At 37.4% G+C, this 26136-nt stretch carries 23 protein-coding genes and 1 other annotated feature; of the genes, 4 read left to right on the top strand and 19 right to left on the bottom strand.

Annotated features, from left to right (window positions below):
* Positions 1 to 44 precede the first annotated feature (44 nt).
* Positions 45 to 1061 carry a glycosyltransferase family 4 protein gene (locus tag Gferi_RS26805; protein WP_069981157.1) on the bottom strand — a complete coding sequence of 339 codons (1017 nt, stop codon included), beginning with the start codon at positions 1059 to 1061 and terminating at the stop codon, positions 45 to 47.
* A gap of 105 nt (positions 1062 to 1166) precedes the next feature.
* The gene (locus Gferi_RS26800; RefSeq protein ID WP_083273789.1) at positions 1167 to 1913 is read right to left on the bottom strand and encodes a hypothetical protein; all 747 of its coding nucleotides are present in this window, start codon (positions 1911 to 1913) and stop codon (positions 1167 to 1169) included.
* A 189-nt stretch (positions 1914 to 2102) separates the two neighbouring features.
* On the opposite strand from Gferi_RS26800, the gene Gferi_RS26795 reads away from it, so the two are divergent.
* Positions 2103 to 3482, top strand: coding sequence for a hypothetical protein (locus Gferi_RS26795; protein ID WP_069981156.1), 1380 nt, complete (start codon positions 2103 to 2105; stop codon positions 3480 to 3482).
* Between the two features lie 10 nt (positions 3483 to 3492).
* Here the strand turns inward: Gferi_RS26795 and Gferi_RS26790 are convergent, their stop codons facing one another.
* Together Gferi_RS26790 and Gferi_RS26785 are read right to left on the bottom strand one after the other, a co-directional pair.
* On the bottom strand, positions 3493 to 4761 hold the full coding sequence (locus Gferi_RS26790; RefSeq protein ID WP_083273893.1) for a replication-associated recombination protein A: 1269 nt from the start codon (positions 4759 to 4761) through the stop codon (positions 3493 to 3495).
* A gap of 144 nt (positions 4762 to 4905) precedes the next feature.
* The gene (locus Gferi_RS26785; protein WP_069981155.1) at positions 4906 to 5763 is read right to left on the bottom strand and encodes a hypothetical protein; all 858 of its coding nucleotides are present in this window, start codon (positions 5761 to 5763) and stop codon (positions 4906 to 4908) included.
* 193 nt (positions 5764 to 5956) lie between these two features.
* On the opposite strand from Gferi_RS26785, the gene Gferi_RS26780 reads away from it, so the two are divergent.
* Positions 5957 to 7534 (top strand): hypothetical protein, encoded by a 1578-nt coding sequence (locus Gferi_RS26780; protein WP_069981154.1) that lies wholly within the window; start codon positions 5957 to 5959, stop codon positions 7532 to 7534.
* Positions 7535 to 7546: 12 nt separating this feature from the next.
* On the opposite strand, the gene Gferi_RS26775 is transcribed toward Gferi_RS26780, so the two are convergent.
* From Gferi_RS26775 to Gferi_RS26730, 10 genes are all read right to left on the bottom strand, one after another.
* On the bottom strand, positions 7547 to 7822 hold the full coding sequence (locus Gferi_RS26775; RefSeq protein WP_069981153.1) for a DUF3343 domain-containing protein: 276 nt from the start codon (positions 7820 to 7822) through the stop codon (positions 7547 to 7549).
* An 86-nt stretch (positions 7823 to 7908) separates the two neighbouring features.
* Entirely contained in the window at positions 7909 to 8973 is a 1065-nt protein-coding gene (gene orr / locus Gferi_RS26770) for an ornithine racemase Orr (RefSeq protein ID WP_069981152.1), read from the bottom strand.
* A 58-nt stretch (positions 8974 to 9031) separates the two neighbouring features.
* Complete coding sequence (locus Gferi_RS26765; RefSeq protein WP_069981151.1) at positions 9032 to 10396, bottom strand: GlmL-related ornithine degradation protein; 1365 nt, start codon at positions 10394 to 10396, stop codon at positions 9032 to 9034.
* On the bottom strand, positions 10386 to 12596 hold the full coding sequence (gene oraE / locus Gferi_RS26760) for a D-ornithine 4,5-aminomutase subunit OraE (protein WP_069981150.1): 2211 nt from the start codon (positions 12594 to 12596) through the stop codon (positions 10386 to 10388). Before oraE ends, Gferi_RS26765 begins: the two co-directional genes overlap by 11 nt.
* Positions 12596 to 12961: an ornithine aminomutase subunit alpha gene (locus tag Gferi_RS26755; protein WP_069981149.1), complete on the bottom strand. Its 366-nt coding sequence runs from the start codon at positions 12959 to 12961 to the stop codon at positions 12596 to 12598. Before Gferi_RS26755 ends, oraE begins: the two co-directional genes overlap by 1 nt.
* 76 nt (positions 12962 to 13037) lie before the next feature.
* Positions 13038 to 14462, bottom strand: a complete 1425-nt coding sequence (gene ortB, locus Gferi_RS26750) for a 2-amino-4-oxopentanoate thiolase subunit OrtB (protein WP_069981148.1) — start codon at positions 14460 to 14462, stop codon at positions 13038 to 13040.
* Positions 14455 to 14763 (bottom strand): 2-amino-4-oxopentanoate thiolase subunit OrtA, encoded by a 309-nt coding sequence (gene ortA / locus Gferi_RS26745; RefSeq protein ID WP_069981147.1) that lies wholly within the window; start codon positions 14761 to 14763, stop codon positions 14455 to 14457. Before ortA ends, ortB begins: the two co-directional genes overlap by 8 nt.
* A 9-nt stretch (positions 14764 to 14772) precedes the next feature.
* Positions 14773 to 15819 (bottom strand): 2,4-diaminopentanoate dehydrogenase, encoded by a 1047-nt coding sequence (gene ord / locus Gferi_RS26740; RefSeq protein WP_069981146.1) that lies wholly within the window; start codon positions 15817 to 15819, stop codon positions 14773 to 14775.
* A gap of 240 nt (positions 15820 to 16059) precedes the next feature.
* The gene (locus tag Gferi_RS26735; RefSeq protein WP_069981145.1) at positions 16060 to 17457 is read right to left on the bottom strand and encodes a sigma-54 interaction domain-containing protein; all 1398 of its coding nucleotides are present in this window, start codon (positions 17455 to 17457) and stop codon (positions 16060 to 16062) included.
* Positions 17458 to 17556: 99 nt separating this feature from the next.
* Positions 17557 to 18789, bottom strand: a complete 1233-nt coding sequence (locus Gferi_RS26730) for a serine hydroxymethyltransferase (protein ID WP_069981144.1) — start codon at positions 18787 to 18789, stop codon at positions 17557 to 17559.
* 219 nt (positions 18790 to 19008) lie between these two features.
* Between Gferi_RS26730 and Gferi_RS26725 the strand changes: the two genes are divergently transcribed.
* Together Gferi_RS26725 and Gferi_RS26720 are read left to right on the top strand one after the other, a co-directional pair.
* The gene (locus Gferi_RS26725) at positions 19009 to 19794 is read left to right on the top strand and encodes a threonine/serine exporter family protein (RefSeq protein ID WP_236932667.1); all 786 of its coding nucleotides are present in this window, start codon (positions 19009 to 19011) and stop codon (positions 19792 to 19794) included.
* A complete protein-coding gene (locus Gferi_RS26720) occupies positions 19791 to 20219 on the top strand; it encodes a threonine/serine exporter family protein (protein ID WP_069981143.1) in 429 nt (142 codons plus the stop codon). Before Gferi_RS26725 ends, Gferi_RS26720 begins: the two co-directional genes overlap by 4 nt.
* A 77-nt stretch (positions 20220 to 20296) precedes the next feature.
* Here Gferi_RS26720 and Gferi_RS26715 read toward each other — a convergent pair whose 3' ends face one another.
* The 5 genes from Gferi_RS26715 to hemZ all read right to left on the bottom strand — a co-directional run bounded on the left by Gferi_RS26715 (position 20297) and on the right by hemZ (position 26122).
* The gene (locus Gferi_RS26715; protein ID WP_069981142.1) at positions 20297 to 20731 is read right to left on the bottom strand and encodes a SoxR reducing system RseC family protein; all 435 of its coding nucleotides are present in this window, start codon (positions 20729 to 20731) and stop codon (positions 20297 to 20299) included.
* Between the two features lie 115 nt (positions 20732 to 20846).
* Complete coding sequence (locus Gferi_RS26710) at positions 20847 to 21149, bottom strand: DUF2325 domain-containing protein (RefSeq protein ID WP_069981141.1); 303 nt, start codon at positions 21147 to 21149, stop codon at positions 20847 to 20849.
* A 108-nt stretch (positions 21150 to 21257) separates the two neighbouring features.
* Entirely contained in the window at positions 21258 to 23039 is a 1782-nt protein-coding gene (gene aspS / locus Gferi_RS26705; protein ID WP_069981140.1) for an aspartate--tRNA ligase, read from the bottom strand.
* 13 nt (positions 23040 to 23052) lie between these two features.
* Positions 23053 to 24315, bottom strand: coding sequence for a histidine--tRNA ligase (gene hisS / locus Gferi_RS26700; protein ID WP_069981139.1), 1263 nt, complete (start codon positions 24313 to 24315; stop codon positions 23053 to 23055).
* 58 nt (positions 24316 to 24373) lie between these two features.
* Positions 24374 to 24583: a binding site (T-box leader), on the bottom strand.
* Between the two features lie 54 nt (positions 24584 to 24637).
* Positions 24638 to 26122, bottom strand: a complete 1485-nt coding sequence (gene hemZ, locus Gferi_RS26695; protein ID WP_069981138.1) for a coproporphyrinogen dehydrogenase HemZ — start codon at positions 26120 to 26122, stop codon at positions 24638 to 24640.
* Positions 26123 to 26136: the final 14 nt, after the last annotated feature.

The raw sequence follows: 26136 nt of genomic DNA, 5'->3' as shown, positions 1-26136 counted from the left end.
TAATAAATTGCTGTATAAAAACTAAAAAAGCGATAGATAAACTATCACTTTTCTATTGATCTTTTTTTAAGTTGTAAAAGATGATTGTATTGTGTTAGAAGCTTTGTGACATAATTTTCCCAAGTGTAATGTTCTAGAATATAGTTTTTTAATAAGTCCGATTTTGGCATCTCTAAGGCTCTAAAAATACCGCTGCGAATACTTTCAAGATTATTTGGATGGCAGTAGTAAATCATATCTTTAAAGATTTCTTTAACAGAACCAATCTCTGTAGATACAATATTGCAACCCGCAACACCTGCCTCTAGACTGCTTAAGCCAGGATATTCCAACCAACTTGGCTGTACATAGGCATGGGCATTCTGATAAAGGCTGGCAAGCTGATGGTGATGCATATCGTGAATAAAGATCATATTCTCTTTTGCTTCAGCACGACAGCGCTTATAGTAGTCCTCATCATTAACCTTTCCAACAAAAACAACAGGAATAGAATTGTCCTTTAGTGCCCTTATCAAACTTAATTGGTTTTTCTGCCTGCAGATTCTTCCGACACACAATACGTAGTCCTTAAAGCCATAACGGTTATTTATATAGCTCGATGATTCTTTTTGAATAGGTGCTACACCATAAGGTATAATTTCAAAATCCTTTCTATAGTTAAAGTTACGCTTGATCAGATCAATTTCTCCCTGACAGTGGGGAATAGACAAATCAATGTGTTCGAAAATATATTTGCGTTTTCTTTCTCCGCTGTTCCATGCATTCAGCTTTATCGCTTGGTTGGTTTCTTTTAAATAATCGCTGAGGTCCCAATAAATAGGCGTCAAAACAACAGCCTTCTTTTCCAAAGGCAAAAGCTTTATCAGGTTATATAACTCAGTGGCACGAGATATATTAAACAAGTGAATTAAATCATAGCTGTGAATATTTACCCTATGATCTGTGCATAAATCTACTTTGATTCCATGTTTTCGAAAATGTTTTTTCAAAGCTTGAATAATGGTAGTATCTCCAGCAGGATTTTCTTGCAAATCCTTTCTTGTAAAGAATAATATTTTCATGGGATTCCCCTTTGCAGTTCTATAATATTTAGGGATGACTTTATAAAGAAACTTACTATTACACAATATTCGCTGACCTTGTAGATGATACAAAAAAGTTATATGCTACTTCAATGACTTTAGATCAGGATCCTCTATTGCCGGGGGAAAAAAGTCTTCCGGGAAAATTCTTTTTTCGAATTCCTCACATAACTCTAATTCTATTGCTTCATAAGGTTCTCCAGGGAGAGGCTCTTGGAGTGTTTTATATGCCGGCAGCTGCAGCTGCACCCTTCCGACAACACTAATAACCATAAAAATCCCTATAGGAATTATCATCTTTTCTCCTTCAGATTCAGGAAAATGAAGAAGTTCCGTTCGGGTTTCAGCTATAATTCTGTAATTGAACTCATTTCTTGATTCTGGAATGTACATTACCGTATCTTTTTTAATTTCCGGCAATACCCCATTCATATGTAACAGCTCACCACTAATTTTATCACGCAGTACTAATTGATAAGGAATTTGAATTTCAAATTGTACCCGTGAATGTCCTGGCCGTTTTGGCCCCAGTGGTGTGATTTTTAAGCTTTCTGCTATTAATTTGCCTTCTTGAAAAGTTATGTTAACAAAGTTCAATAAATCGCTAGTCTTTGGCACATTGACAGTAAACTTAGGAAAACAGCTCCGGATTTGATAACTGGAGTACACTTGATCTGTAATAATGCTTACCGGCTCCAGCATATCAACAAGATATTTGTTAAGGCTCTGTTTCTCCTGTTCTTGTGTACTTTTTCTAAGGCCTGCATAGGGCTCCGGCTCACTTAGCTTTCGATTAATCGGTTTTCCATATCCAGAATTGTCTTTCATCATGAAACTCCCCTCCTATTCTATCAACTGACTGCTATTAGATTCATCCGAATTAGACGTTACTATATTGTACTTTCTTTTGTTGCTTTTCAGCACCTTTTATTTTCAAAAATTATTCTATAAAGTGTCATAATTTTAAAAGACCAATGATAAATATATATTGGACAAAGTCTATCAAAAGGAGGTGTGTAAATGGCATATCACAATCAGAAACAATATATACATTATGATTCTCCTGGTTTTATATACCACTTTTCTCTATTAGAAAAAAATTTATGGGTACGTATGCTAAAAGAAAATATCGAATTTCATTCTATGAAATTGGAGGAAAAGGTTTTGGAGTTCTCCATTGGGATAGATTCTGCAGGAAAGTTCCATGTGGCTTCAATTTTAGAAACTGGACATTTAAAATATGGGATATATTTTAATGAGACCTGGGAATCTAAAAGTTTGATGACCTTTAATAGGAATCACAGCCGGTTGAAAAATATTACACTATTTGTTTTTGAAGAAAAGATTCATATATTGATGGCACAATCCTATGCAGAAAATAATGAGTTTTGGACAATTAAGCACTATTACTGGAATAAGCAGAATTGGGAAAACCAAAAAGTGTGTGAAATTTGTACCGGTCAATATGATATACCTTTTTATGCAGATATTGATGAAAAGAATAATATCCATCTGGTGTATAAATCCCGGATTGGAAGATATCATCAGATTTATTATGAAAAATTTCTTTTGCCTTATCGCTCTTGGGGTATACCAATAAAAATTAGCGAAGGACCCTGTGATCATACGACTCCTTTTATATTATGTGATAGGGAGGATACCTTGCATATAGCATGGTCAACCTTTGCGAACGGGCATTATCAAATAAACTATTTTGGAACAAAACTTCCCTTGTCCTATAAAAGTAATTTAAGAAAAGAAATCAATGTTTTTGCGAAAAACGGTACAGATTACACGCAGCCACATCTTATGCATTTTGATCGGAATATGATCATTCTTTGGAAGGAAGGAAGCCATTTTATTATACAAAAAAAATTGGAGAATGCTAAGCAGTGGTCAGATCCCAAAAGACTTGCCAATGCAGCTGAAAAGGAGCTCATAAAAGTCGGCATTATTGGACCTGCTTATAAAGATATGACACCCGTAAAAATTATAGATGCCTATGGGTATATTGACGATAAAATTACAATACTTGGAATCGATCCTTTAGAGTCTCCTATATTATTCAATGCCCTTCCAACATTGAAGGCAGATGATCATGAAAGCACATTGTCTGCTGAATCGATGCCTCAAATTTTTATAGGGGATCATGAACTGGTGGAATCCCAGGAAGATTTTCATGAGGGAGATGCTTTACTAGAAAAGCTTGAAGAAATTACTTTACAAAATCAAATACTTCAAAAAGATCTGCAATTTTTTATGGAACAGCACCAAGCATTTCAAACCAAAATATACGTACAGATTGACGAAGTGCAAAAAAAAATAGAAGATGTGGCTTCAAGCAAAAAAGGATTCTTCGATAAAGTACAGGCATTTTTTCAAAAAGATAATCCTTCATAGGGATGAGGGATTATCTTTTGCGCAGTATTTCCAGGCGTTCTTTGATACTTTTTTCACTGCCGTTTTCTGATGGATTATAATAGCTTCTTTTTTCCTTGTATAGGTTATCCGGCAAATACTGCTGTTTTACATAACCGCCAAAATCATGGGGGTACAGGTAATTATCTCCAATCCCCCTCTTTTTTGCCCCACTATAATGGGCATCCATGATATGGGCAGGAGGCGGATCGATACTTCGTGATCTGATATCCGCTGCTGCTTTTTCAATGGCTACAATGCTGCTATTGGATTTTGGCGAACAAGCCAATAAGAGAACAGCCTCCGCAAGGATAATCCTCGCTTCAGGAAAGCCAACCATTTGAGCCGCCTGAATGCAGGAAAGAACAATGGAAATAGCATTCGGTGAAGCCAATCCGATGTCTTCACTGGCGATTACCAGCAATCGCCTGCCGATTGTCTGGATATCTGCACCCCCTTCAATCAAATAAGCTAAATATAAAATAGATGCATCAGGATCACTGCCTCTAATGCTTTTTTGCAGTGCAGATAAATAATTGTATTTATCCTCTTCCCGGTCATAATAATTCACGCGTTGCTGCATTGCTTCAATAATTGTATCTTTTTCAATTTTTGCATCTTTTCCTAAGGATTTTACGATAAATTCCAAAGTGTTTAAAGCAATTCTTCCATCTCCATTACATAGATTGGCTATCAGATTTATGTTTTCCTGTGACATGCTAATATGATAATTTCCCAATCCATGGGGATCATTGATGGCACGGATTAAGACTTTGCTTAATTCTTCAATGCTTAGGCGTTTTAGTTCATATATTGCCCGAACACGGCTAAGCACGGCAGGATTCATTGCAAAATATGGGTTTTCAGTTGTACTGCCAATAAACTTTATGGTTCCTTCTTCTAAAGCTTTTAACAGTGCATCTTGCTGACTTTTATTCCAACGATGGCACTCATCGACATAAACATATGTAGGCTTATATCCAAGGGTATATTTTGTTTTCTTTGCGTAATCGATAATTTCTTTTAACTCTTTCGTTCCTGTGGTTGTAGCATTCAATTCATGAAAATTTGCATCAAGCTCTCCTACGATGATTCTAGCTAAAGTCGTTTTACCTGTTCCTGGTGGCCCAAAGAATATGGCGGAGTCAAAGGTCTGGTTTTTGATGGATTGATATAATAGAGATTTTTTATGTAAAATGTGAGCTTGTCCAATAAAATCATCTAGCGTGTTTGGTCTCATTCTGACTGATAATGGTTCCATAATTCCGCTCCTTTCTTTATCGATGTGTATCTTATTCATGATCAAATAAACCCTTCTTTACTATTATATAGCATTGGAGGAACTTATGGAAAACAGAATAAAGAAAAAAGAGGATGTGGTAATACACACCCCCCCTCCTTTTTCTTAACAGTCAATTCCAGGTCCGGAAATGAAATCATCCAACTGTGGTGGGAAGAACGCAGGTGGTAATTGCGCATTAAATACTTCACAAGGCTCTCCAAGCGGTGCACAAGGTGCAGGCGGCGGACAGAAGCCAAATGCAGGGATTACTAATTGAACGATGAGTTCGCACTTCACAACATTAAAAACTCCAACTGTGAAAACTGCGAAGCATACATCATCATATGGATCTAAAGTTTTTCCTTCGTTTCGCTCAATTTGAACGTCTAAAATCTCTGCTATAATCTCAAGTTTGATGATGTGGTCATCTTCGTCAGTTGATGGATGAATTGTACCGGATTGATCTACTCGGCTCTCACGGATAATTGTATCCGTATCTGGACAATACAATGGCCCTACTGTTTCAGTTCTGCGGAGTATTAATTCATTATCCTTTGAAATCGTACAATCATCAAATACAACGTCATATAGAATTCTCAACTGATATTTATAAGTGATTATCTTTCGATCTGGATCTCCTGGCACTGGCCGCTTCAAGATTACTTTAAATGATCCTGGTACAAGACCTACTACTCTGACATTAATGATACTCTCAACACTGCAGTCTACGCGTACACGCAAATCTGGATCAAAGACAATACCTTCATCTTCTTTATCATCATCGCAATAACCTTTTTTTCTCTTCTTATGTTTTTTTTGCTCTCCCACTAAACAAATTCTTAGCAGGCATGAATCATAAACCTTTGGAACCTGGACGCATACTAATTCAGCTGCATTTCCAAATTGCTCTCTCAGCTCTTCCGGGATAAATCCGGGTGTATATAAACTAATTCCATTTGCTGAGTTTGAATGTCTGTACATATCGTGTACCCCCTTCTTTATTGATCAATTAGATTGTAATCAATCTTAAGTATATTAACTGACTGTTCTAATTGTATATTATGATACTTATTAAAAATTGGTGAATAAATTGTTCGTTTCAAGTTATATAAATTATTAAACATATTGCAGAATCACTGTTAATATATTTCTAATAAGGTAGGTGATTAAATTGATGAATACAAATAAACTCGATACAAATTTGACTATTGGTGATATACACTATAGATTTTATTTAGATGATTCTCAATATCTTTACTGTATTGGCGGCGAAGATGCGGTTGATGAAGGACCCGTATACAGTCACCCGGTTAAGGAATATGCTGTTGATTATGATGTGAACGGAAAGATCGGTGCTGTACTTCTAGACTTTGAAGGACGATTTTATTATTATTTCTTCAATGGACAATCGTGGGATGCACAACTGCTATATCATTCTGCCATAGATGCAGAAATGATTGATTTTATTGATATTAAGTTTTCTGATCAAACCCCCTATATTGTTTTCTGCTGGCGTGATTTATCGGCACCTTATCTCATTTCTATTGTCAGCTATTTTGAGGAAGCTGACAGTTGGAAAAAGGAAATCATATGCCGGACTCATCTAAAAGATCCCTGTAAACCCTATTGTCTGACTAGGGATCATCAATATAATCTCTTTTTATCTTTTCTTACAAATAATAACTTGATTTATGATCTCAAATTATCTGTTTATAGAGTAGAATCTTCTCAGTGGGATGAGGATATTTATTTAGCAAGCTGTATTTATATTAAATACTTTTCTGTTGACATATTGCCTGATACAAATGGAGATTTGTACATCAGTTGGATCGATAAGAATAAGAATAATTACTGTATTAAATACCTTCGTCTTACTCTAGAAAATATGAAAAAAAATACTGGGATCGCAATAGAAAAAAAGTTTCCAATTACTTGGTTTTTTCAAAATATACATAAAAATATTCTCACAATAATCCATTGTATTGGTGAAGCAACCTATTTTTCCTATGCCCTATTAACACAAAAAGGAAGAACAATCTGGTCTAAGAAAGAAAAACCGTTTATGCTGGATTTGCAGCCTGTATTTACAAGAATACGAGAGGAAAATATTCACCAGTCCAATTATAGTGTATATTCTCCTCAAGCAAAAAACTCTCTTCTTGATCTCAGTGAACTTGTTTCCCATGAAGAAGCGCAACAGTTTTTAGAAGAAGATAAAATGAAAGACGCAAATTTGGAACCTATAAATGAAAATATTCTTTCCAGCAGGATGGCACATCAGCGATCAAATCCAACAGGAATGCTTCGAAAACACAATCTTAGTGGAAATAATACAACAGATGAAGTTAGTAGAAAGCAAATAGAATTAGCAGGAGCAGAAGAAAAAAATGTTATAAATTCATTAGCAGCTGAAATCCGCTATTTAAAAGAGGAAGTTAAAAAGCTAACAGAGTTGAACCGAAAGTACTTAAATCTCATTAATGAGGGAGGAGAAAAAATTACTCAATACAAAGAGAATATCCGCCTGCTAGAGACAGAAAAGGATACACTTCATCATAAAATAGCCGTTTTAGAAAAAAAATGTACAGAATTCGAAAGAGAGCGGAAAAAGCTTCACACTGATTTGCAATTGCTTCAGCAGCAAAAACAAGAACTTAATGAAGCTTTAGCGGAAAAAGATAATATGATTATACAAAGTCGAATCAATGAAAATGAAAAGGACATCGGGTTTTTTAAAAAGATATTTAAATGAAAAGTTCTCCTGTTATAGGAGAACTTTTTGATATTCTATCTTTTTATCATATCGATGGATTTCAAATACGGATTGGAATGGAACTTTTCCTTGCTTTATTAACTCCAGCGCTTTATGAAGATCCTTCTCTTTTGAAAGATAAATTGCCGAATTACAGGATCGCGCTATTGCCCTGGGAGCTTTTTTATAAATACTGTCAATATTGTGTCTTCTTAAAAGCTCCTCGATATAATAGGCATGATAGTTCGATGTAAAAACAATTATAAATTTACCTTCTCCATACTGCACAAGTATCATCTCCTGTCTAACTGTTTCATTACAGTATATTCAGGTAATGGATTTTGTGAGACAGATAAATGTAAACTTATTGCTGATTATATTATCCTTTTATAGACATACTCAGAAGTCATCAGTTGCAACAGTGCGCCGTATTCTATATTAAAGGATACCTCATCTCCAACAGCATATTCCTTTGATGAATCCGTAACGTCAATAATTAGGTGATCACTGCTGGCACCTAAGATCGATATTTTTTCATCCTTTGGGATAAGATTATTTACAGATACATCTTGTCTGCCTACCGCTAAAATTGCTCTTTTTCGAATGCCTCGATCCTCAAAAACCGGTTTGTTTCCAAAAGCATCCATACCGATTTCGCCAATAGGAACGGAAGGCTTTTCTTTTAGCTCGATAATTTCTGCAACCAAACGAAATGCATCTTGATAGGTTCCAGGTATTGCTTCACCGAAAGCAGTTTCTCTTCCAAGTACAATAGATTCTCCTAATCGCAAGTGGTTGATACTTTTTGGCATTTCCTCACGATCTAGCAAATATAGACTGCTAGAATTCCCACCAGATATGATTTCAAGTTGAATTTGGAATTTTTCTAGAATTTCCTTTGCAAAATCTGCGAGCAGTCCAAGATTATTTTTCGTAGGAATTACGCCTCCGTAGCAGGTTAAATTGGTGCCGACACCTATTAGTTTAATCCCATCTAGATTGACGATTTCTTCAATGGTTTCAATAACTTGATTATTCCAGATGCCCTCACGTAAATCTCCCAAATCAATCATTAAAATGATTTTGTGTATTTTTTTCTGTTTTAAAGATTCCTCAGAAAGCTTTTTTATGGTTGATAACTCAGAATTTAGGCTGATATCTACAAGAGAAACAACCTTTTCAACCTGGCTTATCATAGGCAGTCTTAAAAGAATTTTAGGAAGAGGAATATGTGCAATCTTATCGAAATTTTCCAGTCTGGAGTCTGCAAGCATTGCTATACCACCCTCTACGAGTGCTTCTGCAATTTGTGGTACGGCACAGAATCCTTTGGTAACGCCTGCCACTTGAATGCCTGCTTTCTTGCAGCGATCTGTTAATATTTTTGTGTTGGTTCGAATTTTGGAAAGATCTATTTCAATTCGCGGACAATTATTCATAATTTTTACCTCCTGTCCATTTCTATTGAAGGATAGCCGGGAATATTCTCCCGGCTATTTATTCTTCTTCAAGCTTTAGACTTTGCTTCATTAAATTCAACGCAGCTTCAGGATATCGCTTTGATAAAACCCCTAATGAGGCCATAATATAGTGGTTATCGATCAAAATCTGTGCTTCTGGTGTGGGCAACAAATAATCTCCTTTATTGCGCAGCGCAATTTCCTTTAGTATCTCTATCCTTTTTGGCAGGCGCGTCAATGCGCCGCCCGTTCCAATGATCCATTGTATATTGGTAAGATCTTTTCCCTCTGCGAGGGTTTTTTTACCGGTAGGACCATATAGATGGCGAAGTTTTCCGGAATGCCTGTTCATAGCTGTAAGAACTGCTTCTAAGGTTAATGTCTCAACAAATTGGATCGCCATGGGTGTATCCGGTATAGGTTTATGCGTCTCTATAAGCATTTCTAGGTCACCATCTAATTGTTTTTGCAAATCTTCTTTACCAATACGCTCTACGATGTTTTTCATGTTTACGTATACGCCAAGATCACCTTCAACAGTACGTTTAGCTAAGGGCTCAGGACTGATTAAGATCCGGTTAATCTCATCGCTGCCTTCTGTGACGGAATGTACATCCGTAGTGGCACCGCCTACATCTAGCGTAATAAGGTCTCCAATACTATCTCTCAGCAGCTTTGATGCTTCCATTACTGCCCCGGGTGTTGGAATGATCGGCCCAGTAACCAGTTCTCTAACCCTTGCCATCCCCGGTGCATGAATGATGTGCTCTTCAAAGGCTTCCTGAATTACGAACCGGGTAGGCTCAATATTTAGTTGGTCGATCTTTGGATAAACATTTTCTACGATATAGAGTTTATTGGCTTTATCTTTGAATATTTCTCGAATTTCTTCCTGATTTTCAACATTACCGGCATAGATAATGGGTACATCTATATCTAAATCTGCAATCAATTCTGCATTAAAAAGTGCAGTTTCTCTTTCACCATAATCAACACCTCCAGCGATGAGGATGAGATTCGGCTTAATATCTATAATACTTTTTAGATCTGTTTTTCTCAGCTTCCCGCCAGTCACTTTATGGATGATCGCACCTGCGCCTAAAGCAGCTTCTTTAGCAGCCCGTACAGTCATATCATAAACCAATCCGTGTACCGTCATTTTTAAGCCACCTGCAGCACTGCTGGTAGCTAACATCTCATCATAGGTAAAATCATCAACTTGTAGATTCTTTTTTAGATCTGCAATGGCACCCTGTAATCCAATATTCACATCTCCCTCTAGTACAGTGGTAGGGGCCTGACCTTGCCCCAGAAATCTGGGGCAGTCAGAATGGATATCGGCAAAGGCATTCACAACCGTTGTTGTACTACCTATTTCAGCAACAAGAATATTAATTTTCATCTTTCATTTCACTTCTTCTCTTCACTAAGAAAGTGGCTACATGAATTCCTTTTGTTCCTCTTCCAAATCCTGCATCAATTCCCTGTTTTACAGCCAACTCAGGGGTTACCTGAGTACCACCGCAGAGGATCATAATTTTATCACGAACACCTTTCTCAATACATAGTTCATGAATACGTTTCATGTTTCTATAGTGAATGTCATCATGGCTAATAATGGTGGATGCCAAAATTGCATCTGCATTTAATTCAATTGCAGCATCTACTAGTTTCTCAAGTGTAACGGATGTTCCAAGATAATGACACTCAATACCATATTTTTCGATACCGCCATGCTTAATATCAATGATTTCTCTTAGTCCAACAGAGTGCTCATCTTCTCCTACAGTACCTGCTACAATTTTCATAGGCTGCGCTTCAATTGCTTCTCGAACTTCCTGTTCAGACATAATTTCAGGCTCCGGAGGAATCACTAGATCTTTTGTGTCTATTGCAAAGGCTACTCTTCCCTTAAGCTGGATTCTTGTTCCCTCTGATGGATGCATGATTTCTTTATGAATCACTTCTACATCCTCAAGCCCCATTTTCTTGCCCATTTCTAGTGCTGCAAATTCTGCTACACGTTTGCTGGCTGGAAGGAATAAATCAAGCTGTACAATTCCATCCCCCATCCATTCAACTTCTGGAAGGATTTTTGAGGACTCACGCAGTTCCTTTGTTTCTTCCATTCTTACATTTACATTATCTGTATCGTCCAATTCATCGATATAAATAATCTTTTCAGGTGCCTCGAGGGTAGATCCGTTGATCAATTTTGAAGGCTGGTCTTCTGCCGTTTCATCATATTGTTTTACATTATTATAACCAAAGTGTGCGGTTACTGGTGCAAGGTAATCTGTATCTCTTTCATAAATTGCTCCTACCCCAATTCCGCCATCAATTTTTCTGGCAATGCCATCCCCGTTTCTTTCCGGATAGTGGCCTGAATCAACAAAGAAGCCTTGTTCAACAGCTTTGAAATATCCACCAGCTTCAATGATTTCTTCCATGAATAGTACAGCTCTTTCTTTTAATTCCCGTACTTTTTCAGGTAAATATCCTTCTTTTTTCAGCTCGATCATTTCCATTAAGCTGTCCATGCCTACAAGTGCTTGTTTTGCAGTGTCGCAGGCTTCCATATTGTAAATGTGCCAAGGTACATTTCTACCTTCATCCGGTGTAATGGTTGATTGGATATCCGCACTGGTCAATCTGGAAATCATAAGATTCAATACATGGGTTACAGTCGCTTCTCTTGTAGAAGACTCCATATACTTTGTGTTCATTTGTGCGCGCATGCGATACTCGGAGAATAGATCTCTTAAAGCAACCGCATAAGGAAGATCTAAATGCATAGATGGTGCTGGAGGTGCTGTTGGGGGAACTGTCGATAGACAAATATTCGTCTTCTTCATACCTACTTTTACAGAATATATGGAATTTAGCGCATGCTGAACCATCAACTCCGGCATAACCTTCCAAGCTTCTCTTGCAGTGGCATTTGCATTATGTGCACCATCGATCTGTGCCATATCTGCCCATGACATGATTTTTTTAGATTCGGCAGCGTCAACAAAAGAACGAATCATGTTGATGTTTCTATATAATACGTTATACTGCGGATCTTGATGGGCGCCATTAACACCTTCTTCTGCAAACATGACAGCGATATCCGGGCCAGCCACACCACTAACATAGGAATGATAATTAATCGGTCTGCCTACTTCTTCCTCAATTAGGTCCAATGCTTTTCTTTGTGCTCTTACTTGTTTCCTCGTAATTGGAATTCCACCAATACCTTGAGGGGTACCTTCAATTAAACCATCAAAGTGGGATTGGCCAGCCGTACGGATAACCATGATATGATCTGCACCATGCCATGCAGCCATTCTCATACGACGAATGTCATCTTCAAATCTGCCGGAAGCGATTTCCGTAGTAATCGTATAATCCGGTTGTGGATCAATATCTCCAAAATACTTGGCAGATGGAAGCGGTACACTGTTTTTAAGAGGTTTAGAGCAGTTTTTGTACGTAAAAGGCCCCATTTGAAGATTTTCCTCATTTTCTCTCCACGTCCAGCCTCTTCTCTTTGGTCTGTAGCTTTCTAAATCCTTCAAAATTTCTTTTACGTCAATTTTCTCATTGATTTTTAGCTCCATTATTTTGCACCTCCTTGAAACATAGCTGCAATTTCATCCCAGTACTTACCCTCTACTAGAGCTAATCCAGCTTCTCGGATTTGTAGATTCTTTTCCTTTGCTAACCTATATACAACGTGACCAGCACCTTTTCCCATTAAACCACGATCCATTACGCCTTCTACGATCGCCTTTGCTTCGAGACTGGAGAATCCCATTCGAAGCAGTACGGATCTCTCAATAGATGGGGTAGTATTCTTATAGGCCAGATCAATCATCGGATCAACAATTTTTTCTGCCAGCTGCCAAAATCTTTCCTTTAGCTGTTCATCGGTAAGATTGGCCAAATGGGTTCTACGCTGTTGAAAATCATCTGCTCTTTTCATTCTTTCTCCCTCCATTTTCATTTATTAAATAAAATGGGGATGGGGCATCATTGTTGATGCCGAGTCCCATTGTCACTTATTCTTCTATCTGAACATTTTTTTCCCGTAGCACTTGTTTTACAAAATCAACTGATACTTTAGCATCTTGTGACAAGAATTCTATATCTGTTTTAGATACGTATGCTATACCTGTTGTCTCGATACTATTGTGAATATAGGATCTTCTTATTTTATCCATATCGATATCCTTGGCTTGTATCAAGCCAGGATTCTCCGGTAAAATAATATTTGTTCCCGGGATTTCTTCCTTAGGATTTCCAAATTTGATTTCGATACCATTTTGCCGGGCAAAGGACAATTGTGCTTGAATATGTTTGCCCGCTCCTGTATATTCCGTTTCCTGAACTACAATGATTTGATCCTGATCTAATTCTTGTGCAATACTAAAGGCTGCCGCTAAAGAAGTATTTCCTGCTGGACCTCTTTCAAGGCCTTGCAGCTGTGCCAGAGCCTCTGTCATGTAGAATACTTCTCCTTGTGATACGGTTACATAGCGATCCATATATCTTAAAGGACGTGCTGCCGATCTCGGTACATCAGACCGGTCCGGCCATGTAGAAAAAGGAATTCCAAAGCCTGTATGCCCTGTAGTAAATGACTTCCGGTTAAATTGCTTGTCGCTGGCCATATGAAGCCCTTGGAGATTTACACTGGCACCTACCACCTGTACGCCTTCTGCCCCGGATTTTATAAGTCCTCTGGCAGTACCAGTCAAGTTGCCGCCTCCAGCATTGGTACAAACGACTACATCTGGATCTCGCCCCTCTTTTTCCCTAAATTGCACGGCCAGTTCGTAGCCTAAAGTCTCTACACCTGCAATACCAAAAGGGGTATAAAGAGATGCATTAAAATACTGTGTTTCTTCTAAAAGCTTTAGAAAAGTATAGAACAACTCAGGGCCAACTGATAACTGAACAACTTCAGCGCCATAAGCTTCACATTTTCTTGCCTTTTCAATGATTTCTGGCTGACCTACTCCTTTACTATCATAACATTCTTGAACGATGATGCATTTCAATCCCTGCATGGCTGCTTGGCTGGCTACTGCAGCACCATAGTTTCCACTTGTAGCAGCAATTACCCCTTTATAGCCTAATTTTTTAGCATGGTAAACGGCGTTGGCAGCCCGTCGTGCTTTAAAACTTCCCGATGGATTGGATGCCTCATCCTTTATAAAAATCCGAGCCCCCTTACCTTTTGGAGCGAACTTTCTTGCAAGCGCTGTAAGATTACGAAGCTCTAGCAAAGGCGTATTCCCTACACCCGTGGAACCTTGAATGCTTTGCATTTCTTCCAGTGTATACCCTGTTTCCCGCATCATGCGCTCATAATCAAATGCGATCGTTCCCGATTCAAATACACTGTAGTCTATACCAATTGCCTGTTTCATGATTTCATTTTTACGCGCCATGACTGCTTGATAGCTCATATCCTTATGCATTGTTTTCACCTCCCGCAAGCATTTCTTTAAGCTGAATGCCAATTTGCAGAAGCTCAGGTACAAATTCTCCAAAATTATGTCTATAAGAAGGATTAATCTCCACAAGTTTTCCGCTGACTTTTCTGCCTGTTATGGTTGTAATTATAACTTCCTCACCAATTACTGCATTTTTTTCAAGAAAACCTTTTACCCAAGATTCCAAAGGCACACATCTTGTATCTTCAGGTACCTGAGGAGCTCTTTCATCTGATGTTAGTACTGTATTGTGAATGATTACCCAATCGCCTTTTCTTGCTTCCATATTGATCGCCTACCTTTGAATTAAGTCTCTCATATCTCCCATAATCGCTCTTGGTACAGGTAAATCTAACATTGTCTTTAAGCCAGGTGCTGCATTGATTACATGTGGAATCATATTTACACACATTGCTATCGTTCCAAGACCGCCTTCAACTTCTGGCTTGTTTGCCATATTGATTTCAGGTGTTCCTTTTATGGTAATATAATCTCCTGTTTCTGTTCCTTCCATTTCTGGTTCAATTTGCTGAGGATGGATCATATCAATTTTTACTTCACCATCTACCCATGCTTGAGCCGTCATGTTTACTCCTGCAACATTTCCAGCAGCTGCAAATCCGTGAGGTGATTTTCTATCTACAGATGTCACAATCGGTTTCATTTGCTGTTCAACTTTTTCAACTTTCCATCCAATAGCATCTGCGATCATTCCAACAGATTCTGCAAATCCAACATGTCCTGCCAAGGTTCCTTCTTTAACACCCTTTTCAAACTCATCCACTGTAATTCCAACACCTTGTTCTTCCATAACTGCATGCCCAAATGGTGATAAACTGTTGACTCTCTTTGCTTCGATATGCTCTACGTCCACCATGCAGCCAGTTAAACATACAACCAATAGGTCCATCATAAGTCCTGGATTAATACCCGTTCCTAAGATAGATACCCCATTTTCTTTTGCAATTTTATCAAGTTCAGCGGCTAGCTCTGGATTTTGCGCTTGCGGATATGCCATCTCCTCTGCTGTTGAAACCACATTAATTTTTCTTTCAAGAACAAATTTTAATCGTGGGAAAGCACTTTTTGTAAAGGAATCTGTAGCACAAAGGCAAACATCGCAACTTCCCTCAGTTAATACTTCTTCAATATTTGGATTTATGACTACTTCAGGTCTCTCTCCTCTATCAACGCCAAGTATCTCATACATGCTCTTACCAACTCTTGATGCATTTCTATCGCATACCCCTACGATATCTACTCCCTTTTTCTTTAGAAGCATTTTAGCCATACCACTTCCCATTGCACCAAATCCCCAAATCGCAACCTTTACATTTTCCATATATAAGCACCTCCATGATATTTTTCATATTCAGAGTTATTATTTGCAATTTTCTTGCCAAAATCATTCTGTTTATTTAATTAATCTTTCAATAAATATGCATGTTTCCTTTATACTTTTAATAAATACTGCAACTTTATTCAATATTTCCTTCAATTTCAGCAAAATATCAAGATGGAAAAGCTCCAAAAAAATAAAGTGCAAATATATTTGCACTCCCATATGCAAATATATTTGCACCTATATCCTCGCTATATTATACTTCTTCATTTTGTGTTGGAGGGTTTGCCGCTTAATGCCCAACTGCTCTGCTGCTTTCGAAATGTTATCATCGCTTTCTCTCAGCGCTTTGATAATTAAATCCGATTCTATTTCTAACAGTGTATCTGTTAGATTTTTACGAAAAGTCAACTTTCTGGTTGGTATAGGTGCAAATAATTTTGCACTTATTTGGGGTGGAAAATGCTCCATTTTTAAAATAGTTTCATTTTCAATAATATTCATTGCAGCTTCTATGGTATTTTCTAATTCTCTTACATTACCCGGCCATCTGTAACTTTTAAATGCCTTTAAAACTTTTTCTTCAGCACCAATAATTTTTTTGTTCATTTTATGATTAATTTTCTCTATAAATCCATTCATCAGTACTTCAATATCGTCTTTTCGTTCACGTAAGGGTGGAAGATTAATGGGAATTACATTAATTCTGTAAAACAAGTCTTTTCTCAGAATACCCTTTTCAACAGCCTCATAGGGTTCCTCATTCGTACTTGCGATAATCCGCACATCTATGGGGATGTCTTTTATTCCACCGATTCTTCTTACGTAGCCTTCCTGTAAAACACGTAAAAGCTTTGATTGTAACAATAAACCCATGGAGTTTAACTCATCTAAAAAGATTGTTCCACCATTAGCCTGCTCAAACAATCCGGGACGATCTACAGCACCGGTAAAACCGCCCTTAACCGTACCAAATAATATTCCTTCTAATAAAGCCTCTGGAAGCGCCGCACAGTTTTGTGCTACAAATGCCTTGTTTTTCCTCATGCCGGCATAATGTATACTTTGAGCCACTAATTCTTTTCCGGTTCCTGTTTCTCCATAAATCAAGACACTAGAAGAAGAAAATGCAGCTTTTTTTGCAAATTCGATTGCCTTCAAAAAACCTTCATCTTTTCCAATAATGCTATCGAAGGTAAATTTTTTTTCTTTTGCTGCAACTCTATTTTGCGGCTTTGCCAACTGCAGCTGCAAGGTCATAATCTGATCAGAAAGTGCTTTTATTTTTGTAATGTTTTTTGCGATTTCTAGTGCTCCCACTTTTTCTTTGTCAAAATAGACTGGAACAGTGGTACTAATGGTAGTGATTTCTTTATGCTTGTTATTAAGATAAGTCTGAGGATGATCAATAAGGCTTTTTTCTGTTGATAATACCTTCAGCAAAGTACTATTATTCCAATCTAAACTCGGAAAAAGATCTAACAAAGGCTTATCCAAAACATCTTCCGGATTCATCCCTTCTAGCTCAGCCATAGCTTTATTGTAAATAATCGTTCTTCCTTCATTATCGATTACATGAACACCTTCATCGATTGATTGTAATACGATTTCCAAAATCTCATAAAAATAGGGTTTCAATTTATTCCTCCTTTCTCAACCTTCATAATTAATCAATTCGATGTGAAGATTTTATCTCCTTCTTTTAAAAAGCATGGTCCAAGGACCATGCTTTTCAGTTTATTCGTATAATGGATATTTGCGGTATAGCTTTTCTACCATTTCTTTTGCATCTTCATGATCTGTTGGATTTTCAACAACGATTTTAATAATTTCTGCAATGGTAACCATGTCTTCTTCTTTCATTCCCCTGGTCGTAACAGCTGGAGTTCCAATCCGTATACCACTGGTTACAAATGGGCTTTCTGGATCATAAGGAATTGTATTTTTATTTACGGTTACACCCATTTCATCCAACAATAGTTCTGCATCTTTGCCTGTTATATTTTTATTGCGCAAATCAACTAGCAATAGGTGATTATCAGTTCCGCCGGATACGATGCGGAAATCTCTTTTTATTAACTCTTCAGCTAATTTTGCAGCATTTTTTATGACTTGTTTCTGATATGTTTTAAACTCATCTGACAGCGCCTCTTTGAAGCTTACAGCCTTTGCTGCAATAACATGCATCAAAGGTCCGCCTTGAATGCCTGGAAAAATGGATTTATCAATGGCCTTACCGAATTCCTCTTTACATAAAATGGCACCACCTCTGGGGCCACGTAAGGTTTTGTGGGTTGTTGTGGTCACAAAATGAGCGTGTTCACATGGATTTGGATGAAGCCCTGCAGCTACCAATCCGGCGATATGAGCCATATCTACCATGAGATAAGCGTCTACTTCATCTGCTATTGTCCTAAAGGTTTTAAAATCTATAATTCTGGAATACGCACTAGCCCCTGCTACAATAAGCTTAGGTTTTACTTCTTTTGCGATACGCCGTACTTCTTCGTAATCTATTTTTTCATCTTCTTTAGATACACCATATTCTACAAAATTATAATATTTACCGGAAATATTTACGGGACTTCCATGAGTTAAATGTCCTCCGTGGGATAGATTCATACCCAAAACCGTGTCCCCAGGCTCTAGAATGGTAAAATAGACTCCCAGATTGGCATTGGCCCCGGAATGTGGTTGAACATTGACATACTCGGCGTTAAATAATTGCTTAAGTCGCTCTCTTGCTAAGTCTTCCACAATATCAACATATTCGCAGCCGCCATAATAACGTTTTCCCGGATAACCCTCTGCATACTTGTTTGTCAAGTGACTCCCCATGGCTTCCATAACAGCTTTACTGACAAAGTTCTCTGATGCAATCAGTTCAATTTTTGTCTGCTGCCTATCGATTTCTTTTTCAATAGCGTTGAATACATCGATATCAACCTGCATTAGATTGTCAAAATTCATTGTTCCGTTCTCCCTTCATATGTATTATGAATTGCTTAGATCTTCCATAAACTATTATAGATATAAACAATACAATTTACAAGTTTACTTTTATATATAATATATTTTTTATTATTTCTTATTTCCATTGAAAATAGACATGAATTGGCGTAATATATTACAAGGTAGTGCTACAATGATAAATTATTTTAACATAATTTCTTTAGAGGGGTGAAGTTCTTGAAAGATACACAGAAAAAAATACTTATTCTTGCCCTCTTTGCTGGCCAGATCATGTTAGAAAATGGTGCTGAAACCTATCGGGTGGAAGATACAATTATTAGAATTTGCAAAGCATATGGTGTTTCTCATGTAGAATCCTTTGTTACTCCCACTGGGATATTTGTTTCTATTTCTTCCGATCAAAAAGAAGCAGATGTCATTACTATGGTTAAGCGGATTCGTACACGATCTATTGATTTAAATAAAGTATCTAAAGTAAATGACTTTTCTAGAAAAGTAACCTTGGATAAAATATCTTTTCAAAAAGGTATGTCAAAACTGAAAGAAATAAACATGCTGCCTAAATATCCTCTGGTACTGCGCACTGTTTGTGCTGGAATGGCTTCAGCTTTCTTTGGCGTTTTACTGGGGGCAAATGCCAAAGATTTTATTAGCTCTTTTCTTATTGCCATATTCGTTTATAGCGGTGTTATAATGATTGGTAAAAAGAACGCTAATCTCTTTCTTGAAAACGCTGTAGGAGGAATCTTGGCATCTGCCTTAGCCATTTTGGCTGTTAACCTGAATATCGGCACGAACATTGATAAAATAATAATTAGTTCTATTATGATTCTTTTACCCGGGGTATCTATCACCAATGCAGTAAGAGACTCCATTGCCGGAGATTTGCTTTCAGGTCTGTCTCGGGCAGCAGAAGCCGTCATTATCGCAATATCCATTGCTGTAGGCGTTGGAATTGTAATTCATTTATGGTTTTATGAGATAGGGGTGAATTTTCTATGATTCAACACTTGCTCTTTGCTGCACTATCTATTATTGGTTTTAGTGTCTTGTTTAACATACCTAAAAATGCGATTTATAAGACTGCTTTTTCTGGAGCATTAGGATGGACCACCTATGTTTATTTTAGTAATCATTTGGGGCAATCTACAGTAATGGCATCTTTTTTTGCTGCTTCTGTAGTGGCACTATTTAGTGAATTTTTTGCGAGGCGATTCAAGGAAACGGTGACTGTTTTTGTGATCCCTGGTATCCTTCCCTTAGTTCCTGGCTCTGGCATGTACTATACAATGTTAGCCATTATTGAAAAAGATTTTAGCAAGGCTGCTCTGATTAGTACTGAAACCATGTTTATTGCAGGCAGTATTGCTGCTGCTATTTTTATTGTCTCTTCTGTCACACGATTGTTTTTTATAAAGAAAATATAACCTACTATAAAACTGAGAAGGCCCTACAAGTATACATAATATTATTATGTATACTTGTAGGGCCTTCTCAGTCAAAATTACTGTCTGCCTATGATTTTTGTTATTTCTGGAATATACTTTCGATTGGCTTTAAATTTCTTTTCAAACATACGAATGGTGATAAAGGATAACGTCATCAGTATAAACCCGATTACTGCTGAGTAAACCTCTATATTACCAATAAAACCGATCTTATTTAGCAGGAAGTTTCCACCAACAACACCTATAATCATAAAAAAGAGTGGGATAACATAAATAATAAATGCCGCTCCTAATACATCTTGAGTTTCCATATTTACTTCTACCATGTCTCCGACCTCTGCACCTACTTCATTGATTGCCGTAATGGTTAAGCTCATGTTTTCTTTTCCATGTTGACATGCGCCACAATCACCACAAGCAGCATGCTTGTTCATAAGAATTCCGGCTTTGTTCCCCTTTAAAATTTCTAATACTTTTCCTACTTGATGCATTCTATTCACCCCTACTATTAACATTGTTGTCAAAAATGAATATATTTTAATTATACCATTTTTTTATAGTCAATAATACGCTCATAAAAAAAGACTCCTACCCAGGGAGCCTCTTTTAGCTTATTTTACATAATTTACAATTTTTACAGTTGTCCAGCTTCATTGCTAAATCACTACATGCTCTTTTAGAAAAAACACAAGGGATATTCATGGTTTTTGATTGTTCTTTAATAATTTCAGTTAAATTGTGCTCTATATAATCTACTAATACAATGACCATGTCTATATTTGTAGGAATAGACTTTTTACGCATTCCTTTCTTTCTGCCAGGCCAGTGTATGTATTCCTGAATTCCCCTCTCTGTTAATACATCAGGTATGTTTCCTAATTTATCTCCGCCAACGATTAATGCAGTCATAGTTTTCCCCTCCTTAATTGATATTGATTATCATTATTATATAATAGTTTGACTTTTTTGTCAAATAAAAATAGAGTGTATGCACACTCTATTTTTGCATTATCCTCTTTATTCTTCCAGCGAGACTCTTATATGCAATTCTTTTAATTGTTTCTCATCTACTTCTGTGGGATCTTCCGTCATTGGTGAAGAAGCATTCTGTGTTTTCGGAAAAGCAATAACTTCTCGAATACTGTCATTACCAGTCAACAGCATAACAAAACGATCTAGGCCGTAAGCGATGCCTCCATGAGGCGGTGTTCCATATTTAAAGGCTTCTAGAAGGAATCCAAATTTATCCCATGCTTCTTCTTCACTAAATCCTAGTGCCTTAAACATTTTCTGCTGCAGCTCACTGCGATGAATTCGTATACTTCCTCCTCCGATTTCAATGCCATTTAATACGATATCATAAGCTTTGGCACGGGCCTTATCCGGTGCAGTTTCCAATAAATCTACATCTTCATCCATTGGGGATGTAAATGGATGATGCTTTGCTACATATCTATTTTCCTCTTCGTCATATTCGAACAATGGGAATTCAGTAACCCATAACAGCTTATATTCATTCTTATCCAAAAGCTTCAGTTGTTTTGCAACTTCTACACGGAGATGACCTAAAGCGTCGAATACAATACCTGATTTGTCGGCAACAAATAGCAGTAAATCCCCTTCAACTGCTTCAAATCTCGCTAAAATCATCTGTATTTCCACTTCAGTAAGGAATTTGGCAATAGGAGATTGGATTCCTTCACTGGTTAATTTTATCCAGGCCAAACCTTTTGCTCCATAAATCTTCGCGTAGTCTTCAATCTTTGTGATATCTTTTCTGCTAAATTGCTCGCCATATCCATTGATGTTTATTCCCCGTACATCACCTCCATTGGCAATAGCATCCTTAAACACCTTGAATCCGCAATCTTTAGCTATATCACTGATAGATTTTAACTCGAAGCCAAATCTTAAATCCGGCTTGTCAGAGCCGTAACGGTCCATGGCTTCAGCATAAGGCAGTCGCTGCAGTGGAAGTTGAATATCTATGTTCATCATTTCCTTAAAAATTCGCTGCAATAGTTTTTCATTCATTGAGAGTACATCATCAACCTCTACAAAAGACATTTCAATATCAATTTGCGTAAATTCCGGCTGTCTATCGGCTCTTAAATCTTCATCTCGGAAGCATTTTACAATCTGAAAATACCGATCCATTCCAGATACCATAAGTAGCTGCTTAAATAGCTGTGGTGACTGTGGAAGTGCATAGAATTTTCCTGGATTGACCCTGCTCGGGACAAGATAGTCTCTTGCACCCTCCGGTGTTGGCTTGCCTAATATGGGTGTCTCTATTTCTGCAAATGCATTTTCATCCAAATAATCTCTTACAACCTTTGCCATCTTATGCCGGAACATCATGTTCTTCTGCATTTTCGGTTTTCTCAAATCTAAGTATCTGTATTTTAATCGCAGATTCTCAGATACTTCATCATTATCATCAATATATATAGGGGGTGTTTGTGCTTCTGATAATATTTTTAGCTCTTCAGCAAAAATTTCGATTTCACCGGTTGGGAGGTTGTTATTAACAGCCTGTCTTCTTTTCACAATCCCACGAACCGCCAGTACATATTCTCCCCTGATCTTTTCAGCCTTCGTGAAGGCTTCTTCTGATATATCCTTATCAAAGATGATTTGCACAATGCCTGCACGGTCTCTCAGATCAGCAAAAATTAATCCGCCTAAATCACGTCTTTTTTGTACCCATCCCATAAGTGTTACTTCTTCGCTGACGTTAGTTAACCGCAGATCCCCGCACATATGGGTTCTTTTCATTTTTCCCAAAACTTCTGCCATAATAATTCCTCCCTTATTTTAATCTGTTTTTAAGCTCCTGTACAATATTGCTTAGTTTAATTTCTTCTTGATCTCCTGTATCCATGTTTTTCAGCCGGACGATATCTTTCTCCAATTCATGGTCTCCGATAACTATGGTATAGGCAGCCTGCTGCTTATCTGCATACTTAAATTGGGCTTTTAAGCTTCTATTCATGTGGTCCTTATCCGCTGAAACGCCTTCCAAACGAAGCTTATGGAGTAATTTTACAGCTTCTTTAGAAGGATTTTCTCCAATAGCAGCAATAAATATATCCAATCCCCGAGGTCTTGGTATCTCGATTTGATTATTTTGGAGTGTTAGCAGCAATCTCTCGATTCCCATGCCGAAGCCTACGCCTGGAGTGGAAGGTCCTCCCAGACATCCAATTAATCCATCATAACGTCCCCCACCGCAAACAGTTCCCTGTGCACCAATCTCTTTTGATACGATTTCAAAGGCAGTTTTTGTATAATAATCAAGGCCGCGAACAATAGTAGGATCTACCGTATAAGGGATTTCCATCAATGTCAAATTTTCTTTCAGTTCTTCAAAGTCTATTCTGCAGTCTTCGCATATATGGTCAAGCATATAAGGAACATCCTTTATTTCTTCCTTACATGTATCAGTTTTACAATCGATAATACGCATAGGATTTCGATCAAAACGGTCTTGACAGGTTTTGCATAGCTTATCTAATTTACTGCGTAAGTATTCTTTCAGCGTTTTGTTATATTTCTTTCTGCAATCAGGACAGCCTACACTGTTGATCCGCAGTTCTAGGTTGGTAATAGCTAGCTTTTTATAAAAAGCCATAGCTATGCCAATGACTTCTGCATCAACAGAAGGATTTGAGGTTCCAAAGGCTTCAACTCCAAATTGATGAAAAGCTCTTAGTCTTCCAGCCTGAGGTCGTTCGTATCGAAAACAAGGTGTTATGTAAAATAGCTTCATGGGCTGCGGCTCGGCATATAACTTATTCTCAATAAAGGATCTTACAACCGGTGCTGTTCCTTCTGGCTTTAAAGTAATTTCTCTGCCACCATTATCTTTGAAAGAATACATTTCTTTTTGTACAATATCCGTTGTCTCTCCCACACCTCTATGAAATAGCTCAGTATGTTCAAAAATAGGCGTTCTAATTTCCTTATATCCGAATTTTTCACAGATTTCCCTGAATAAACTTTCTACATAATTCCATTTGTACGTTTCTGATGGCAATACATCTCTTGTCCCTCTTGGGGCTTGAATGCTCATAATAACCCTCCCTAATCCTAAAATTGATAAAACAAAAAACCTCAACATCCCTATTGTTGACAGGGACGAGAAGTTTTATATCCCGCGGTACCACCCTAATTGGAAAATCCCACTTTTACCGTTAACGCCGGTATGCGTGCCGTCCTACTGTACATTCAGACAGCCTGCTTAAAGGTGTCTTCGAAATAGCCATCATTATCGGGCTCTCACCATTTCCCGAATCGCTGAAAATTGAACTATTCCTACTCTTCCTTCTCATTGCATTTCTTTACCTAATTTTCTTATATTATAATGTAGCCTATGTTATCTGTCAATATATGGCTTATGAATTCATCAATTCTTTTCTCTTTCTTTCGACCATTTCCTTCACTCTTTGTATATATTGATCAACATTTGTTAGATTCGGTACTCTTTCTAGCCGGTTTTCTTCAGGATATACAATTTTAGAAATTGCTCCCGCTCCCATCGCCAGTATGCTTTGTCTTTCTTCCATGATCTGAATATTGTAGATGCATTCATGGCCTGGTTTGCAATAACCTGTATTCTCTAAATTTCCCACCATGAATTTTTGTCTATATAAATAATAGGGGATCATTCCCATTTTATAGGTATACTCTTTTGTTATTTTTAACATATCTTTCGCTTGTTTTTCCATAGCCAACTGATAGTCATTCAGCTTCTCTCTTAGGTTAGATGCCCGCTTTATTGCAAGGGTATGGACAGTAATGTTTTCAGGAGATAATTCCTCTAAGGCCTTCATAGTATCTGCAACCTCTGTACAGCCTTCTCCCGGTAAACCAACAATAACGTCCATGTTTATTGTTTTGAAGCCTATTTCTTTTGCCAGCCAAAAAGCTTCAGTAATTTCTTTTGGTGAATGATCGCGGCCAATTTGCTGGAGTGTTTGCGTATTCATTGTTTGTGGATTGATGCTTATTCGGTTTACGCCATAGGATTTCAAAATCTCCAGCTTTTCTCGATCAATGGTATCAGGTCTGCCGGCTTCTACTGTAAACTCTTTTAATGTTGTAAGGTCTATGTTTTTACTGATGGTTGACATAATTTTATTTATGTTAACTGCATTCAGAGAGGTTGGTGTTCCGCCTCCAATGTATAGTGTTTCTATTTTCTTACCAAAGTCTTTTAATAATGCTGTTACTTCTACAATCTCATAGAGCAAAGCCTCCATGTACCGGGCGATAGGTTTATGCCCTTGGTTTAAAGGGTTAGATGGAAATGAGCAGTATACACATCGCGTTGGGCAAAAAGGAATGCTGATATATAGACTGACTTGATCACTTTTATTGTTAACAATAAAAGGTCTTTCAACAACTGCAACATCCAATAACAATTTACGCTTTTCTTCATTTATTTTATATCTATCTTTAAGGATATGATCAATCTCTATAGTTGTATGATTATGATCCATAAGCTCATGTACAATTTTCGTAGGTCTGATGCCTGTTAGGATTCCCCATTCCGAGAATTTTCCATATGTATAACTAATCACTTCATAAATGCTCAATTTTATAGATTTTTTAATCTCTCTATTTAGATTTATTGCATCGAGGTCTTTCTTTTCTATGCTTCTGATGTCTTGGCGCAGTATTTCATTATTTTTTCTTATGGTTGAGTGAATTTGGATTTGCCTTTCTTTTTCATACAGTTCATTTACTAACAAAAAGCTTTGGTAGTCTACCAAAGCTTCACAGTCAATAAAATCAATATCCGTAGGTTTCATAAAAATTTTCAGCAATTCCAATACCTCATATTGATAATCATGGCCCTGTAATAAAACTTTTATCATTTTAATCACCCTAT

This window comes from Geosporobacter ferrireducens (genome assembly GCF_001750685.1).
In the GTDB taxonomy this organism is placed as follows: Bacteria; Bacillota; Clostridia; order Peptostreptococcales; family Thermotaleaceae; genus Geosporobacter; species Geosporobacter ferrireducens.
This window is presented reverse-complemented; position numbering and strand designations above follow the sequence as displayed.

Bases quoted from the DNA above. Each gene is read 5' to 3' on its own strand.
- Gferi_RS26805 (WP_069981157.1), bottom strand. From the start codon at position 1,061: ATGAAAATATTATTCTTTACAAGAAAGGATTTGCAAGAAAATCCTGCT.
- Gferi_RS26800 (WP_083273789.1), bottom strand. From the start codon at position 1,913: ATGATGAAAGACAATTCTGGATATGGAAAACCGATTAATCGAAAGCTA.
- Gferi_RS26795 (WP_069981156.1), top strand. From the start codon at position 2,103: ATGGCATATCACAATCAGAAACAATATATACATTATGATTCTCCTGGT.
- Gferi_RS26790 (WP_083273893.1), bottom strand. From the start codon at position 4,761: ATGGAACCATTATCAGTCAGAATGAGACCAAACACGCTAGATGATTTT.
- Gferi_RS26785 (WP_069981155.1), bottom strand. From the start codon at position 5,763: ATGTACAGACATTCAAACTCAGCAAATGGAATTAGTTTATATACACCC.
- Gferi_RS26780 (WP_069981154.1), top strand. From the start codon at position 5,957: ATGAATACAAATAAACTCGATACAAATTTGACTATTGGTGATATACAC.
- orr (WP_069981152.1), bottom strand. From the start codon at position 8,973: ATGAATAATTGTCCGCGAATTGAAATAGATCTTTCCAAAATTCGAACC.
- Gferi_RS26765 (WP_069981151.1), bottom strand. From the start codon at position 10,396: ATGAAAATTAATATTCTTGTTGCTGAAATAGGTAGTACAACAACGGTT.
- oraE (WP_069981150.1), bottom strand. From the start codon at position 12,596: ATGGAGCTAAAAATCAATGAGAAAATTGACGTAAAAGAAATTTTGAAG.
- Gferi_RS26755 (WP_069981149.1), bottom strand. From the start codon at position 12,961: ATGAAAAGAGCAGATGATTTTCAACAGCGTAGAACCCATTTGGCCAAT.
- ortB (WP_069981148.1), bottom strand. From the start codon at position 14,462: ATGCATAAGGATATGAGCTATCAAGCAGTCATGGCGCGTAAAAATGAA.
- ortA (WP_069981147.1), bottom strand. From the start codon at position 14,763: ATGGAAGCAAGAAAAGGCGATTGGGTAATCATTCACAATACAGTACTA.
- ord (WP_069981146.1), bottom strand. From the start codon at position 15,819: ATGGAAAATGTAAAGGTTGCGATTTGGGGATTTGGTGCAATGGGAAGT.
- Gferi_RS26730 (WP_069981144.1), bottom strand. From the start codon at position 18,789: ATGAATTTTGACAATCTAATGCAGGTTGATATCGATGTATTCAACGCT.
- Gferi_RS26720 (WP_069981143.1), top strand. From the start codon at position 19,791: ATGATTCAACACTTGCTCTTTGCTGCACTATCTATTATTGGTTTTAGT.
- Gferi_RS26715 (WP_069981142.1), bottom strand. From the start codon at position 20,731: ATGCATCAAGTAGGAAAAGTATTAGAAATTTTAAAGGGGAACAAAGCC.
- Gferi_RS26710 (WP_069981141.1), bottom strand. From the start codon at position 21,149: ATGACTGCATTAATCGTTGGCGGAGATAAATTAGGAAACATACCTGAT.
- aspS (WP_069981140.1), bottom strand. From the start codon at position 23,039: ATGGCAGAAGTTTTGGGAAAAATGAAAAGAACCCATATGTGCGGGGAT.
- hisS (WP_069981139.1), bottom strand. From the start codon at position 24,315: ATGAGCATTCAAGCCCCAAGAGGGACAAGAGATGTATTGCCATCAGAA.
- hemZ (WP_069981138.1), bottom strand. From the start codon at position 26,122: ATGATAAAAGTTTTATTACAGGGCCATGATTATCAATATGAGGTATTG.